Annotated in this window: 12 protein-coding genes and 3 pseudogenes; 8 read left to right on the top strand and 7 right to left on the bottom strand. The window is 65.8% G+C overall.

What is annotated here, in order from left to right; translation table 11 throughout:
* Positions 1-1,318 precede the first annotated feature (1,318 nt).
* From E0504_RS54530 to E0504_RS52610, 3 genes and pseudogenes are all read left to right on the top strand, one after another.
* Positions 1,319-1,500, top strand: a pseudogene (locus tag E0504_RS54530) (transposase domain-containing protein); the annotation flags it as partial.
* Positions 1,477-2,175: a transposase gene (locus E0504_RS36700; RefSeq protein ID WP_131626758.1), complete on the top strand. Its 699-nt coding sequence runs from the start codon at positions 1,477-1,479 to the stop codon at positions 2,173-2,175. The pseudogene E0504_RS54530 and the gene E0504_RS36700, both read left to right, overlap by 24 nt.
* An 81-nt stretch (positions 2,176-2,256) precedes the next feature.
* Positions 2,257-2,406 (top strand): annotated as a pseudogene (locus E0504_RS52610) (C40 family peptidase); the annotation flags it as partial.
* On the opposite strand, the gene E0504_RS36690 reads toward E0504_RS52610, so the two are convergent.
* Positions 2,352-2,921, bottom strand: a complete 570-nt coding sequence (locus tag E0504_RS36690) for an NAD(P)H-binding protein (RefSeq protein WP_243657788.1) — start codon at positions 2,919-2,921, stop codon at positions 2,352-2,354. The pseudogene E0504_RS52610 and the gene E0504_RS36690 sit on opposite strands and share 55 nt — an antisense overlap.
* Positions 2,922-3,450: 529 nt before the next feature.
* Between E0504_RS36690 and E0504_RS36685 the strand changes: the two genes are divergently transcribed.
* Both E0504_RS36685 and E0504_RS36680 read left to right on the top strand, forming a co-directional pair.
* Positions 3,451-4,740, top strand: coding sequence for an amidohydrolase family protein (locus E0504_RS36685; protein WP_243657787.1), 1,290 nt, complete (start codon positions 3,451-3,453; stop codon positions 4,738-4,740).
* Positions 4,741-4,805: 65 nt separating this feature from the next.
* Complete coding sequence (locus E0504_RS36680; RefSeq protein WP_243657785.1) at positions 4,806-6,035, top strand: CaiB/BaiF CoA-transferase family protein; 1,230 nt, start codon at positions 4,806-4,808, stop codon at positions 6,033-6,035.
* A 9-nt stretch (positions 6,036-6,044) separates the two neighbouring features.
* Here the strand turns inward: E0504_RS36680 and E0504_RS36675 are convergent, their stop codons facing one another.
* Positions 6,045-6,458, bottom strand: a complete 414-nt coding sequence (locus E0504_RS36675; RefSeq protein WP_112108282.1) for a hypothetical protein — start codon at positions 6,456-6,458, stop codon at positions 6,045-6,047.
* Positions 6,459-6,490: 32 nt separating this feature from the next.
* Here E0504_RS36675 and E0504_RS36670 point away from each other — a divergent pair, with 32 nt between their 5' ends.
* The 3 genes from E0504_RS36670 to E0504_RS52605 all read left to right on the top strand — a co-directional run bounded on the left by E0504_RS36670 (position 6,491) and on the right by E0504_RS52605 (position 8,358).
* Positions 6,491-6,898: a hypothetical protein gene (locus E0504_RS36670; RefSeq protein ID WP_131626757.1), complete on the top strand. Its 408-nt coding sequence runs from the start codon at positions 6,491-6,493 to the stop codon at positions 6,896-6,898.
* A 312-nt stretch (positions 6,899-7,210) separates the two neighbouring features.
* Positions 7,211-7,993 carry a GntR family transcriptional regulator gene (locus E0504_RS36665; protein ID WP_112108284.1) on the top strand — a complete coding sequence of 261 codons (783 nt, stop codon included), beginning with the start codon at positions 7,211-7,213 and terminating at the stop codon, positions 7,991-7,993.
* A 140-nt stretch (positions 7,994-8,133) separates the two neighbouring features.
* Complete coding sequence (locus E0504_RS52605) at positions 8,134-8,358, top strand: hypothetical protein (protein WP_235014574.1); 225 nt, start codon at positions 8,134-8,136, stop codon at positions 8,356-8,358.
* 561 nt (positions 8,359-8,919) lie between these two features.
* Here the strand turns inward: E0504_RS52605 and E0504_RS36655 are convergent.
* The 5 genes and pseudogenes from E0504_RS36655 to E0504_RS53650 form a co-directional block, all read right to left on the bottom strand.
* The gene (locus E0504_RS36655; RefSeq protein WP_112108285.1) at positions 8,920-9,759 is read right to left on the bottom strand and encodes an IS5 family transposase; all 840 of its coding nucleotides are present in this window, start codon (positions 9,757-9,759) and stop codon (positions 8,920-8,922) included.
* A gap of 268 nt (positions 9,760-10,027) precedes the next feature.
* Positions 10,028-10,867 (bottom strand): annotated as a pseudogene (locus E0504_RS36650) (IS5 family transposase).
* A 395-nt stretch (positions 10,868-11,262) separates the two neighbouring features.
* Positions 11,263-12,825, bottom strand: a complete 1,563-nt coding sequence (locus E0504_RS36645) for an ABC transporter substrate-binding protein (protein ID WP_112108286.1) — start codon at positions 12,823-12,825, stop codon at positions 11,263-11,265.
* Between the two features lie 778 nt (positions 12,826-13,603).
* Positions 13,604-13,963 carry a hypothetical protein gene (locus E0504_RS36640; RefSeq protein WP_112108287.1) on the bottom strand — a complete coding sequence of 120 codons (360 nt, stop codon included), beginning with the start codon at positions 13,961-13,963 and terminating at the stop codon, positions 13,604-13,606.
* 10 nt (positions 13,964-13,973) lie between these two features.
* Positions 13,974-14,105 (bottom strand): hypothetical protein, encoded by a 132-nt coding sequence (locus E0504_RS53650; RefSeq protein ID WP_255565743.1) that lies wholly within the window; start codon positions 14,103-14,105, stop codon positions 13,974-13,976.
* Positions 14,106-14,146: the final 41 nt, after the last annotated feature.

The raw sequence follows: 14,146 nt of genomic DNA, 5'->3' as shown, positions 1-14,146 counted from the left end.
GGTCGCCCGGGTCCTACCTGGGCGGCCGGACAACGCGGATCAACCGAGTCCGGTCGGGCTGGGCATGCTGGAGCAACCGAATCGCTGCCGGAAACCGGCGAGCGCGCACCGCGGAAACCACGACGACACACCGGCCCACCGCTGGACGGCACGACGTACCCGCGGTTCGCGGACGAGCGTATCGCCCCACCGAGAACAGCGTTGCCGCTGTCGGCCGGCGATCAGGCCGCGGGACCGGCGGAGCCAGGGGGACGAGGCCACTGGTTCCGCTCCCCGCCGGCCCTTGGTCGGGCGTGACATTCGCGTTTCCGATTCTTCTCGCGCGCCGTGGCGGTGCCCCGAATCTCATCACCCGAACGGCTTTGACGCAGCGCTGCCAGCCCTGCCCCGGCCGATCATGATGAGGTAAGTGTCACTGCCAGTTTCCGGAAGGCTCCTTCTCGGTGAGAGGAAACTATCGGCTCCGACCGCGAGAATCAAACCCGCCCCCATGGGTCCCGACCGGGGGCCGAGGCCGCCCGCGGGCCCGCCCCACCGGCCAGCCCGCGCGCGGGCACGCCGCCTGCGCCGGCCGTCCCCCCGCCTCCCTGGGCGACACCTGGGATACGACTGTCACGCTAGCCGACCGGCTAGACATCGATGTCGCCCCGGGGGTCGGCCGACGCCCGGCGGCCGGGGGCCGCACCGGTGGCCCGACGGATCCAGATCTTGACTTCCAGTCAGCAGGAACTTCGCTCTCGCGCTGGGCCGGGCAGAGCCGCCCTGACCTGGGAAGGCCTACCGGCCAAGCAGCGATGGGACGTCCGCGGCACGCGGGCCGCGGCCCGCCAGGCCGTAACGGCCACCCGCCCCGGGGCGCGGCGGCGACAGCCGCCGAACGGTGTCAGGAGCCGACCGCGGGCCGTCGCGCGACCGCCACGACGTCCGCTAGGTGGCGAACCTCACAAATCATTCGAACCATGTCGATCTCGCCACGGGCCGGGCGACCAGCCTCTCCACTCACCGCGCGCCGGGCGACCGGCTTCGCCTCGCACCACGAGCTGGGCGACCGGCCTTCCCGCTCACCACACCCCGGGTGCGCGGCCGCGGGCCTGGCAGGTTTTACAGCGGGGGCAACGGTCTGTCAAGACTCGGTGGGGACCGGAGTGTCGTGCTGAAACGGGCAGCGGAGCCCCGTTAGGAGGCAGTCGACCAAGACAAGTCCCCTGCTCCAGGAGCTCCGCTGTCCATCGAATCTGTCACGCGTGTTGTCCGTGTCGCCGGGGGCCGGTTCGCGCCGGGCCACCTCGGTGAGCTCACCCGCCAGGTCCCCTTCGAGTTGGTCGACGCCGCGCTGGCCGAGACCGGGAAGATCCAGAAAAGGGTCCGGGGCCTGCCGGCCCGGTCGGGGTCTACCTGCTGCTTGCCGGTGTGCTCCATGCCGACACCGGCTGGCCGGGGGTGTGGCGTGAGCTGGTCGGCGGGATCAGGAAGGGGATGCCGGTAGCGTCCCCGTCGGCGTCGTCGATGGCCGCCTCGCGCCGCCGGCTGGGCGTCGCGCCACTGCGCGGCCTGTTCGAGGCGGTGCGTGGGGCGGTCGCGGCGGGCTGGACGGGGTCGGTGTGGTGGCACGGCCGGCTGGTCTGCGCGCTCGACGGGACACAGGTCGTCGTGCCGGACACCGACGAGAACAAGACCGTCCACCGCAAGGGCGGCGGCAACCACGGCGGGACCGGCTACCCGCTGGTCCGCCTCGTCGTGCTGATCGCCTGCGGCACCCGCGGGGTGATCGACGCGGTGTTCGCACCGACGTCCGACGGCGAGCCGACCTGCGCGACCCGCCTCCTCAGCAGCCTGCGTGCCGGGATGATCGTGCTCGCCGACCGCAACGTCGGCGGCCAGCCGCTGCTGGAGAAGATCGCCGCGACCGAGGCGGACCCGCTGGTCCGGGTCACCAACAACCGGCTCTTCCCGGTCGGGGAGACCTACCGGGACGGCTCCTGGCGCTCGCGGGCCGGCCGGCTCGACGTCCGGGTGATCCGCTGCGAGATCACGATCACCACCGACGCCGGTAGGAAGACCGGCTACTACCTGCTGGTCTCCACCCTGCTCGACCCGGCGATCCCCGCCACCGACCTGGTCCGGCTCTATCACAACTGGTGGCTGATCGAAATCGACCACTCACAGTGCATCTGAAAATGGCCGCTCTGCGGCGGGCAGGCCGGCGCTCGGGCTGGACCCGGCGTTGACGGAGGACCCGCCGGCTACGCCGCTGTCGTGTACATCCAAGGGCAGATTGGTATCCCGTATTTATGGGGCGGAGACGGACCGGCCGAGGGTGGCTTCGACTGCTCCGGCCTCACCCGCGCCGCCTACCTGGCCGCAGGCATCGACCTACCCCGCACGACCCAAACCCAGTACGAGGCAGGACCCGTTGTCCCACCCGGAGAACCGCTGGCGATTGGCGACCTCGTCCTACTGCGGGACCCGCGACAACATCCACCACGTCGCGATCTACATCGGGAAACAGGCAGATGATCACTGCTGCGACGTACGCCCAGTCGAGCTCGCTGGCCCGACGGCTCGTCGAGGCCCGCCAGGTGGCCGAGGGAGAAGGAACGGTACTCGTTCGGGTAGCCGGGCTCGTCCATCAACGCAGCGCCGGATGCCCCCGGCAGGACCGAGGAGAGGCCGACGACCGCCAGGTGGCGCGCCCCTGCCTTCGCCAGACCGGTGGCCAGCGCGCGAGACGACGCGGTGAAGAAGTCGTGTGCTGGCACGGACAGGTCCGCCGCAGCGCTGACGGCCGCGTCCTGTCCGGCCGCCGCACGCTCGGCGCTCACCGCATCCGTGACGTCACCGGCCACCACCCGGATGTCGAACGGCAGGTCGCGGTGGCGTGCGGGGTCGCGCACCACGGCCCCTCGGGGTGGGAATTTCATGATCGTCCACACTTCGCGAAGGGCTTGGCTGCCGATCTGGCGACGGCTGCTGAATCGTCGTTGAGCACTGGCCGGGCAACGTCGGCCGACCGACCGAGCCACCGCCCCTGGTGCCACGCGGACCGACGACCTCTCGATCTGGTTCATACGAGGGCATTGTGCTTGGCATCACACCTCGCTAAAATGCCAGACAACCGGTCATATGGATAACCATACGAGTGGGGGTGCTGCCACGCGGTCGTGGGCCACATGAGGTGGTCGGATCGCTGGGATTCTGAGACCTTCCTGATGCTGGGACCGGCAACGTTTACCCTGCCCGCCGCGCCCCGGCGGCGCCTAGCGGCGTTGTGTCGACCGGGGACCGGCGCGGCGGGCACCAGGCGGCCGGCGCGAGCTGTGGGTCCGTCGCCAGGGGGCAGGTCGTCTCCACCCGTAGACCTTGACTGCCATGGTGCCCAAGCTAGGAACTTCGATAGTTCGATACCACCAATCAATCGGCAAAGTGAAGGCGAAGGTGACCGCGGTGAACATGAACGACCTGATTCTGGTGAGTACCGATGATCACATCATCGAGCCGCCCAACATGTTCGACGGTCGACTGCCAGCCAAGTACGCGGACCGCGCTCCTCGGGTGGTCGGCGACAGCAAGATTGGCTTCAACTGGGTCTTCGACGGCGCTAAAGCGAGCCAGCTGGCGCTGGCCGCCACCGCGGGCCGCGGCGTGGGCGGCAAGGCCCAGCAGTACCACGAGGAGCCTAAGTCGTTCGCTGAGATCCGCCCGGGGACGTACGACGTCCACGAGCGGGTCAAGGACATGGACGCCAACGGTGTCCTCGGATCGCTCAACTTCCCGTCGTTCCCCCGCTTCTCCGGCGCGCTGTTCGCCCAGGTCGGGCAGAAGGACAGCGATTTAGCCCTGGCCGTGGTGCGGGCATACAACGACTGGCACATCGACGAGTGGTGCGGCTCCTACCCCGAGCGCTTCATCCCCTGTGCCCTCGGCCCAATCTGGGACGTCCACCTCATGGCGGCCGAGATGCGCCGGGTGGCCGCCAAGGGCGTGCATGCCGTCGCGTTCTCCATGAACCCGTTCGGGCTCGGGTTCCCCTCGCTGCATGACTCGTACTGGGACCCATTCTGGGAGACCTGCGAAGAGAACCAGATCGTCGTCTGCATGCATATCGGATCCGGCGCCGCCATGATTCAGACCTCGCCGGACGCACCGATGCTGACCCGGGTGACGTGTTCGGGCATCAACATCTACCCGACGGCCGCCGACCTGATCTGGTCGCCGATGATGAACAAGTTCCCGAACCTGACCTTCGCTCTGTCCGAGGGCGGCATCGGGTGGGTCCCGTACTTCCTCGAGCGCGCCGACTTCACCTACAAGCACCACGTGGCCGACATCGAGGAGCACCCGTTCTATGGCGAGACCCCGAGCCAGCGGTTCAACCGCCGGATCGTGACATGCTTCATCGACGACGCTCACGGCGTGGAGAATCTCCACCTGATGAATGTCGAGAACGTCACGTGGGAGTGCGACTACCCGCACCCGGACAGCACCTGGCCGTACACGCCGGAAGAGGCGTGGCCGTACCTCCAGCGGGTCAACAACGACGAGATCGTCAACAAGATCACGCACCTGAACGCCATGCGGATATTCAACTTCGACCCATTCAAGTACATCCCGAAGGAGCATGCGACTGTCGCAGCCCTTCGCGCCCGCAGCGCCGGTCACGACGTCTCCTACGTGCCCGGCAAACAATACGGGCTCGGCAAGATCACTCAGTCGATGATGGGTTCGATGCGGACGAGCTGATGGCTCGCTCACAATTGCTCCGATCGTACATGGTTACACCTATCGCCGCGAGAATGGGACGGGTTGTGGAACCTAACGAGACAGGATCGCTGCCGCTCAGTGGCGTGAAGGTACTTGAAGTCGCTTCCCATGTATTTGTCCCGGCGGCGGGCGCGGTGTTGTCGGAATGGGGGGCCGATGTCATCAAGATCGAGCATCCGAAGACTGGCGATCCCTACCGTGGTCTAGTGACAGCTGGTCTGCACAAGCTCCATGGGGGCATCGACCCTTACTTCCATTCCGCGAACCGCGGCAAACGCTCGGTTGCCCTGGACGTCAAACATCCGGAGGGTCGGGCACTGCTCTCGCGGCTCGCGGCGGCCTCCGATGTGTTCGTCACCAATCTGCGAGCGGGAGCCCTCACTCGCCTGAAGATTGAGGTCGAGGACATACGACGCGACAATCCTTCGATCATCTACGTCCGTGGCACGGCCTTCGGCGCCAAGGGGCCGGATGCCGGCCGGGGTGGGTACGACTCCGGCGCGTACTGGGCGCGCACCGGCATGCAGTACACCTTCACGCCGCCGGAGGCCGAATGGCCGACGATGGGCAAGCCGGCCTTCGGCGACGTGGTGGGTGGTCTCACCATCGCGGGGGCGATCAGCACGGCGCTGTACCGGCGGGCCACTTCGGGTCAGCCATCGGTCATCGACGTATCGTTGCTCGCGTCCGGGATGTGGCAGCTCCAGGTCAACGTGATGAACGCGCGCATCTCCGGCCTAGCCCATCACGGCGCGCCGGATCGGTACCAGTTCCCGAACCCGCTGATGCTCTCGTACCGGACCAAGGACAATCGATTCGTCGCGCTGCAGATGCTTTCGCCCGATCGCTACTGGCCTGACCTGTGTCGGGCGATCGGCCAGCCGGAGATAGCCGCGGATCCACGGTTCATCGACCTGGAGGCCCGTCGGGAGAACCGCCTCGAGTGCATCGAATGGCTCGACGGCGTCTTCGGCGATCGGAATTTCGACGAATGGTGCCAGATCCTCGCCGATTTCGACGGTGAGTGGGTGCCCGTGGTCAGCCCTCACGAAGCGGCCGATGACACGCAGGTGATCGCCAACGGCTATCTGCAGACGGTCGACTTCGACGGCGTCGAAATCCCCTTGGTCACCAGCCCGGTACAGTTCGACGGGCAGCCGGGAAAGCCGACTCGGGGCCCGGAACACGGCGAACACACCGAGTCCACCCTCCTCGAGTTGGGTCTGTCCTGGGAAGAGATCGGGCAGCTCAAGAGCAGCGGCGCCATTCTCTGAAGCAGACAGTCAGTGGTCGGGCGCATCCTGCCCGACGTCGAGGTCGCGATCTTCGACCCCCCGGGTAACCAGCTCCCGGCCGAGAGCCGCGCAATGGCACAGAACTCCTCGTGCGCGCCAGTCAGCACGCGGTCCGGCCGTCGTTGCGCCGTCATGACTGTCCAGCGCCCGGTACGCCTGGTCGTCGTCCATACCCGAAAGCCCGGGTATGACGACGTCCTCGCAGGCCCACTCGGCTGCGGACAGCTTCGACATCGGCTCGATCGCCCGGTTCGCCACGAGCGCGAACAGCACCCGTTCCACCGCCGCCGTGAACCCGCGGTCCGCCACCGCCTTCTCGATCGCGGCAGCGACCCCGAGCTCGCGCCACAGCGCGTCCAACAACCACGTCACGCCGACCGGGCGGGCGTCGACCACCTTCATCCTCCGCCCCGGGTTCCACAGTTCGTGGGCACATGGCGAAGATCGCTGAGATGAAACCGCAGGTCATGGGCCTGCCGATCTCGAATTTCAGTCGCGTGGAGCCGAAAGTGTGGTATCATCACTTGACTGATTTTGTTTGCTATGCCTGGTCTGATGTGTTCGGTGTGGGCATGTACTTGCGGTTCACGCAGCGGTGGAACGCCGACGGGGCGGTGGTGCGGTACGCGGCGTTGGCGCAACAACCGGCAGGTGGATGCACGGTGAAGCCGCAGGTGCTGATGAACCTCGGTCGCACCGACCGGGTCGACGTCGACGGGCTGCTGCGGCTGGCCGCGTCGATCCGAGAACACTTCGGCGACGGCCGGGACGAGCCGGGCGGGCCTGGTCACGGGGAGGCGGGCCGCCCGCGCCGGGTGCCTGGCTGCCGACTCAGCGCATGAGCCGTTTGATCTGCTGGCGTGACCGCTTGCCCGTCGAAGCCGGCCTCGCGGACCAGAGCGGCGTCTGCGCACCTCGTACAGGCTGTGGCCGATCTGCTCCTCGCCGCGACGTTCAGCGAATGACCTGGATCCTGCTCAAGGGCTTGCTGCACCAGCCGCATCGCCCACTTACGCCGCTCCGTCGGCTACTTCCATCGGGGGCGTCGGTGTGGTCGGAAGGGAAGTGCGAGTTGACTAACAACTCGAGTGGACCGCATCACTGGGATCACGCGATGTCCAACACCGCACAGACCGCCGGGTGGGGTTGAGTACATGCCTCATAGTCCACTCTCAGCACCGCTGTATCAGCGGATATACGGGGTTCTCTACCGACGTATCCAGCGCGGTGTGTACGCGCCGGGAGCCGCTCTCGAGAGCGAAGACGAGCTCGTTGCTGAGTTCGCGGTGAGCAAAGCGACCATTCGGCAGGCCGTTGGGGTACTCGTCGAGCGAGGACTCGTGGAGCGACGTCAGGGGCGTGGCACATTCGTACGTGAAGACGCCGCGGTCCACAGGCCGCACGCCTTTGTCGGCTCGTTTACCGAGCTCATTATAGGCACGGACGACATGTCGTTTCGCGAATTCAGCGTTGAACACGATGTGCCGTTCCCTGTGAACGTTCGTGAGGCGCTCGGGATGCAATCATCTTCGGGTACGGCTCTGGTCTATCGTCGCGACTTGCGCGGGGAGCCGTTCGCCTACACGGTCGTCTACCTGTCTCCGGCAGTTGTCGAGCTCCTCGAGCCCGAAGAGATCGTCCCCTTTGAACGTGCCCATTTCGAGATGAAGCGCGGTATGCCGATCACGGGAGCAACGCAGTCGATGTCGGCTGAGATCGCCGACTCGCTGGTCGCGACCAACCTATCGATCGAAATCGGCCAGCCCGTTCTGTTCTCCGAGCGCGTCGTGCGGAGCGAGCTGAGGCCGGTGGAGTTCATTCATACGTGGTATCGGGGCGATATGTTCAAGTGGCAGGCGGATCTGAGCTTCGCCTGGAGCGGCACAAATCTGACTGTTACGGTATCCGTGGACGAGCCGTCCATTCCGGCGAAATGAAGCTGCCCCGAGACTTCGGTGAGCGGCGGTCGACGTCGTGGGGGGGCGGGTCGACGGTCATTGATCGCAGGCCAGGGTAGAGCGGCTATCTTTTCGTTGAAAACGGCCTTCGAAGGCTGTTCAGAGAGTAGACAACGGGAGTGCCGAATCGAGTTCAGGTTGGTCAGCTCAAAGTCGCCAGGGTCTTGTGTGAGTTTGCCGTCGAGGAAGCAATACCTGGCTCTGGCGTCAATCCAGCAGCCTTCTGGTCGCGGGCCGAGGCACTGATCCACGATTTCGCACTGCGGCACCAAGAGCTGCTTGCCCGTCGGGTCGAGCTACAGACCGCAATCGATAAGTACCACCGTCGACTCCCTGGACCGTGAACCGACGCCGCATATCAAGAGTTTCCGACCGAGATCGGCTACCTCGCGCCCGAGCCCGGAGGTGTTCGAGGTTGGCACTGCTGATGTCGATTCGGAGTGTCGAGACAGACAGGAGCGCAGCTCGTCGTGCCGCTGCTGAACACACGGTTCGCTGTCTGCCCTGCGAACGCACGCTGGGGTTCTCTATACGACGCGCTAGTACGGTACGGATGTCATCGACGAGGCCGACGGTCGCGAGCGTGGCACCGGATACAACCCGAGGCGCGGGGCCGAGCTTGTTGCCCGCGGCCGGGCGTTCCTCGACAATCAGCTGCCCTTGGACGCCATCACGGCCTGCACGTCGAGATCCAGATCGACCGAGCCAGCCCAATCGGGTCCGCCGACCTGGCGGGGGTCAAGGATCTCGTGATCGAGACCGCGGTCAGCACCATCATGGATCTCGAGGACTCGGCCGCGGCCGTGGACGCGGCGGACAAGGTGCTCGGTTACCGCAACTGGCTGTTGCTGATGCAGGGCGGCGAATAAGAGGGCGTTTAATCTGCCCCGATTGCGGCTTATATTTTAGTAGGTGCCTCGCCAGGTTGGGGTGGTCTCGTCTGTTATGCGCCTGACGAGGTTGTCGATCGCGGCAACGTGGATCATCGCTTCGGAGCTGGTGGGGAGGTTCTCGTAGTCGCGGGCCAGGCGGCGGCGCAGCATGAGCCAGCCCAGGCTGCGTTCGACGACCCAGCGTCGTTTCACGACGTGGAAGCCGGGGGTCCCGGTTTTTCTGGGAACGACTTCGACGTCGATGCCGAGGGTGGCCCCGTGTTCGATGGCGGTGTTTTTGAAGCCGGTGTCGACCCAGGTCTTGGATATCGCCTGGGAGGTGTTCTCGGCCTGGTCGAGCAGGCGTATTCCGATGGTGTTGTCCGACAGATGCGCGGCGGTGACGGTCACGGCGAGGATCAGGCCGAGGGTGTCGGCGACGATGCCCCGCTTCCGGCCGACGATCTTCTTGCTGGCGTCCGTGCCCTGGCTGGTCAGGGGTACGTTGGTGGAGGTCTTGACGCTCTGGGTGTCGAGGATGCACGCGGTCGGTTCGGGGGTGCGGCCGGCCTTGGCTCGGGCCAGGCCGGTCAGGTCGTAGTTGAGCTGGGCGAAGATTCCCTCGTCCCGCCAGGCGGCGAAGTAGAAGTAGACGGTGCCGTGCGGCGGGAAGTCGTGGGGCAGATATTTCCAGGCGATCCCTGTCCGGTTGACATACAGGATCGCGTTGAAGATCTCACGCAGCTCGACCTGGGCTGGCTGGCCGGTGGGCCGGCGGTCGAGCCGGGCCTGGCGCCAGGTGTGCAGGATCGGGGCGATCAGCGCCCACCGGGCGTCCGACAGGTCGCCGGGGTACGGCTTGCGCTGGTTCACGACAGACGCTCATACCTCAAACCGTGTGACCGGACGTGTCCGTTCGACCAGTCGGGAGCTTCCATCTCATCGCCACACCAGACGGAATCCGAGGAGCATCTACCGGTTGAACGGACACCCCGATCATCGTCTCGGGGTACACGAACATGCTTCTACGACGCAGAACACATCAAAAAGCTCCGGACCCAAAAACGACTTATCCTCATCAGGGCTACCTGAACGCCCTCTGACAGGGTGTTTGATCCTGTGGGTTCTGTTTGGTTCGGGTTTAGGTTCCTCGCCAGGTTGGGGTTGATTCGCCGGTGGCGCGGCGGGCCGTGAGGTCGATCATCGCAAGGTGGATCATGGCTTCGGAGCGGGTGGGGTGGGTTTCGTGGTCACGGGCGAGACGTCGGTAGGACATGAGCCAGCCGAAGGTTCGTTCCACGATCCACCTGTGCGGAAGAGGAATGAACCCTTTGGCGGCGGGGTCACGGCGGACGGTTTCGACATCGATACCCAGCCCGGCGGCGTGTTCGATGACCGTGGTGCGGTAGGCGCTGTCGGCCCAGGCTTTACGGATTCCGGGATGGGTGGCGGCGAGAGTGGTCAGCAGGTGGAGGCCGGCACGGCTGTCGGAGGTGCCGGCGGTGGTGACCAGGACGGTGAGGAGCAGTCCGAGGGTGTCGACGATGATGGTCCGTTTTCGTCCGATGATCTTTTTGCCGGGGTCGATGCCCTGGGTGGTGGCGGGAACGGTGGGGGCGGTCTTGACGCTCTGGGAGTCGACCACGCAGGCGGTGGGTTCGGGGTTGTGGCCTGCGGCGGTGCGGACGTGGCGGCGGGTCAGGGTGACGAGCTGGTCGAGGATGCCATCGTTGTGCCAGTGGGCGAAGTAGCCGTAGACGGTTTCCCAGGGCGGCTAGTCGTGGGGCAGGTAGCGCCAGGGGATACCGGTGCGGTCGACGTACAGGGTGGCGTTCAGGATGCTGCGCAGATCGTGTGTCGGGGTGCGGCCGATGTTCAGGCCTTTCTGGTGGCGTTCGGCGCGCCAGGCGGTGAGCACGGGTTCGACCAGCCTCCACCGGGCGTCGGATAGGTCGCTGGGGTAGCGTCGCTGCTCGGTCATGGTGGTGGCTTTCCGCGGATCGGCCATGGCTACCCGGACTTCTCTGCGTCACCGGTAAAAGTGGTAGACCGTCCGATGGCGGGATGAGACAGGATCCTTCTGTGCGAACACCGCACCGCCATAAGCGTTTTACCGGTCAGATCGTCTAAAATTGCACATGGATCTCGGCGATTACGTGCTATGTGTGATCGTCGACGGAAAATGAACCGGCCGGTAGTCCCCGATGAGGGATCAAACACCCTGTAAAAGGCCAGGTCAACGCCGGTGGCCGAGTTCTGGAACCCCACAGGAAGGTCCTGCTCCGCTGCCGACCACGAGGAAGTCTGTTGTGCAGTCCCAATTAGTCATTTGGATCGCGTCCTGCCTTGTGGGTGCGCTGCCGCACAGATTCTCGGTTACCGTCGGATCCACAGTTCTTCGGGCAACAACGAGCCGTTGCCGTACTGCACGAGACCACCGACGTTCTTCCCGGCCAAGGCGCTGGGCGCAGCCCGCACGAGAAAGATCACCGGAACCAGCTCGGCCAGCCGCTGCTGCACGGCGGCGTAGAGCGCCTTGCGTTCGGCCTCGCCGGTCGCCGTCCGGGCGGCCTGGAGGTCGGTGTTCAGGGCCTCGTCGTTGACGCCCGAGATGTTCGCGTCCGACTGCCCGTTGAAGGCATTCCACAGCCGTGGCTCGGGGTCGACGAAGAAGACCCCCGAGAAGATCGCGTCGAAGTCGTGGCTGGTGCGCAGGGCAGCCGACCGTGCGTGGTCGACGACGTCGATCTGGACAGACACGTTTCGGAACGCGCTGAGCTGCGCCTGGATGCCCTCCGCCAACGCCTTGCTGTCGGCCGTGGGGGAGACGGTTAGCGTGAACGACACCGGCTTGCCCGCGGCGGCCAGCTCGTCGAACAGCCGCTGCGCCGTGTCGCGGTTCGGCGTCGTCAGTGGGGTGTCCGTGTAGAACGTCGATTGCTTGCTGAACAACGTGTCCGCGACCTGTCCGGCGCCGTTGTAGGCCGCCAGGTTCAGTGCCTGCAGGTCGCTCGCGTACGCGAGCGCCTGACGAGCTCGGACGTCATTGAACGGTGCCCGGCGCTGGTTCAGCGCGACGTACACCCCTCCACTCAGCTGCATGACGTTGGTCCGCAGCCCCGCCTCTGCCGCGCGCGAGACGTTCCACCAGTGCGACTCGATAGCGACGTCGGCGCCACCGCTGACCACCGTGTTGAGCCGCTGGCCGCCGTCGAGTGCCACGCGCAGGGTCAGGCGGTCGAGATAGGGCTTGGGTGCGTCCCAGTACCGCGGATTCTTGACCAGCTCGATGGCGTCCTGCCTGGTCCAGCGCTCCAATGTGAACGGGCCCGCGCCGATCGGGTGCGCGTCGAACGCCTGCTGGCCCGCCGCCAGCGCAGCAGGCGACGCGATCCAGTTCATCGAGGAGATGACGACGATCTGGGCGAACTTCGGGATCGGCGTGGTCAGCGTGATCCGAAGCGTCCGCGGGTCGATCACCTCGGTCGATCCAACCAGCGACGCGTCCGCGGCGGACGCCCCGGGGACCGTCTTGAGCCGGTCCCAGTTGTACTTGACGGCTGCTGCGTCCAACGGGGTGCCGTCGGAGAACACCAGCCCCGGGCGCAGCTTCAACTCGAACGTCGTGCCGTTGTCCGAGGTCGTGAAGGACTCGGCCATCCGGTACCGGACTTCTCCGGACGCCGGATCGTCGGTCAGCAACGTCCCGTAGAGCGCATTGCCCAGCACTGCGGTACTCGCGTACGCGTTGAAGAGCATCGCGGGATCGAGACTGCGTGCGTCGCTTAATGTCAACACACGCGCAGTACCGCCCGGCACCGGCTCGCCGTCAGCGGCTGCCGAACTACCGGCGGGCGAAGCGCCACCGCCACAGGCCGCCAGGACAAGGAACAGACAGCAGGCCACGGCGGCCAGGGGGAAGCCCCTCTTGGTCGGCATGATGCACCTCTCAACTACGTTGGCGATGGAGGAGGGGTGGAGCAAACGACGAAGGCTGCGGTGCGTGGCGGATCCGCGCGTAGACCGGGCTGATCCCGGTGGTACGAGCCGGCCCTACGACGTCCTCGCACCGACGAGGTCCTCGCACGACGGCCCGGAGCGACCGATGGGATCGCGGAGGCGATGGCCGACGCCACCGAGATCACGACGGACAGCAGCAGGGCGAGTCTCGCGAGTTCTACCGGCGAGCCGGGGGCAGGCCCGCCTATACACGGACCGTGAATTGTGAATCTATACCGCGAATCGCCATTGTCGCAAGCGTGATCTGGTCTCGTCGTCGTCCTCGCCGAGCACGTTGCGGGCCATGGCCACGGAAAGCAAGAATTTGGCCGAAAAGGATGGAGACAGGGATGGCCCGATGCTGGAAAATTCCGACCGGCGCCACCGCTCGGGAGTCGGAGCGGGATGACCCCGTGTGCTGTCGCGGTGGCGGCGACCGCGACGGCAAATGGCGGGCCTGATCGGCGGACGGTGACGCCGTAGCATATTTCGGGCAGAGTGCCGCGAGTCCGTTCGGTGCTTTAAGTACGAAGGTACCCAGGGGCGCAAGCACATTCACGTGTACCCTGCACCCAGACCGGCGCTATCGGATGGTCGATGGGCGAACCGTGACGCTGCCTGGTAAAGCCCTCCTGACCGAGAGAAGGAGCTGGAAACTATCACCCTGGGTGACGGCGCCAGCTCCCTATCCTACCTCCACTATCAGCCCAGCTGGTAGTCAGCTAACCGGCGGCTCCGACTTCCGTGGCTCGCCGATCTCCTCGAAGACCCAGGGCGTTGCATTAGCGAGATCGAGGGCCTCGCTGATGGGCATGGCCGTAGTGCCGGCACGCTTCATCAAATCGCCAAGAACATCCTCGATATTATCGGTCTCGATCTCATACAGGGCAAGGTATCGTTGCGGGGCCACCTGGGCGGCTTCCGGCGGGAGTCCATCCACCCTGCGGAACCGCTGGGCCGACTCGATGCCGTCGATGGCCACAAGGTCACCCAAGTGCTGTTGGTCGTACCACTCGTTGTATTCATCCTCTTTCCCGGCCGTCGGCTCGCTGAGAACAACGAGTCTGTATCGGCTCACTTTCCACCTCCTATAGGACGCTGCTGCGGTGTCCCTTGGCGAAGTCGACGATCGGGATGTCGTGGTTGGCGGCGAACCGGCGGACCGCGGTCACGAAGCCCTCGATGACTGACGCCAGCGGGGCGGTGGAAGCAACCCGCATACCGGACCGCAGACACACGCTCGTCGGGCTGGGGCGAAGCC

The organism is Parafrankia sp. BMG5.11 (assembly GCF_004337455.1).
Note: the sequence above shows the minus strand (reverse complement) of the source record. Positions and strands in the feature narration are given on the sequence as shown.

Bases quoted from the DNA above. Each gene is read 5' to 3' on its own strand.
- E0504_RS36700 (WP_131626758.1), top strand. From the start codon at position 1,477: ATGCCGGTAGCGTCCCCGTCGGCGTCGTCGATGGCCGCCTCGCGCCGC.
- E0504_RS36690 (WP_243657788.1), bottom strand. From the start codon at position 2,921: ATGAAATTCCCACCCCGAGGGGCCGTGGTGCGCGACCCCGCACGCCAC.
- E0504_RS36685 (WP_243657787.1), top strand. From the start codon at position 3,451: ATGAACGACCTGATTCTGGTGAGTACCGATGATCACATCATCGAGCCG.
- E0504_RS36675 (WP_112108282.1), bottom strand. From the start codon at position 6,458: ATGAAGGTGGTCGACGCCCGCCCGGTCGGCGTGACGTGGTTGTTGGAC.
- E0504_RS36670 (WP_131626757.1), top strand. From the start codon at position 6,491: ATGGCGAAGATCGCTGAGATGAAACCGCAGGTCATGGGCCTGCCGATC.
- E0504_RS36665 (WP_112108284.1), top strand. From the start codon at position 7,211: ATGCCTCATAGTCCACTCTCAGCACCGCTGTATCAGCGGATATACGGG.
- E0504_RS36645 (WP_112108286.1), bottom strand. From the start codon at position 12,825: ATGCCGACCAAGAGGGGCTTCCCCCTGGCCGCCGTGGCCTGCTGTCTG.
- E0504_RS53650 (WP_255565743.1), bottom strand. From the start codon at position 14,105: ATGCGGGTTGCTTCCACCGCCCCGCTGGCGTCAGTCATCGAGGGCTTC.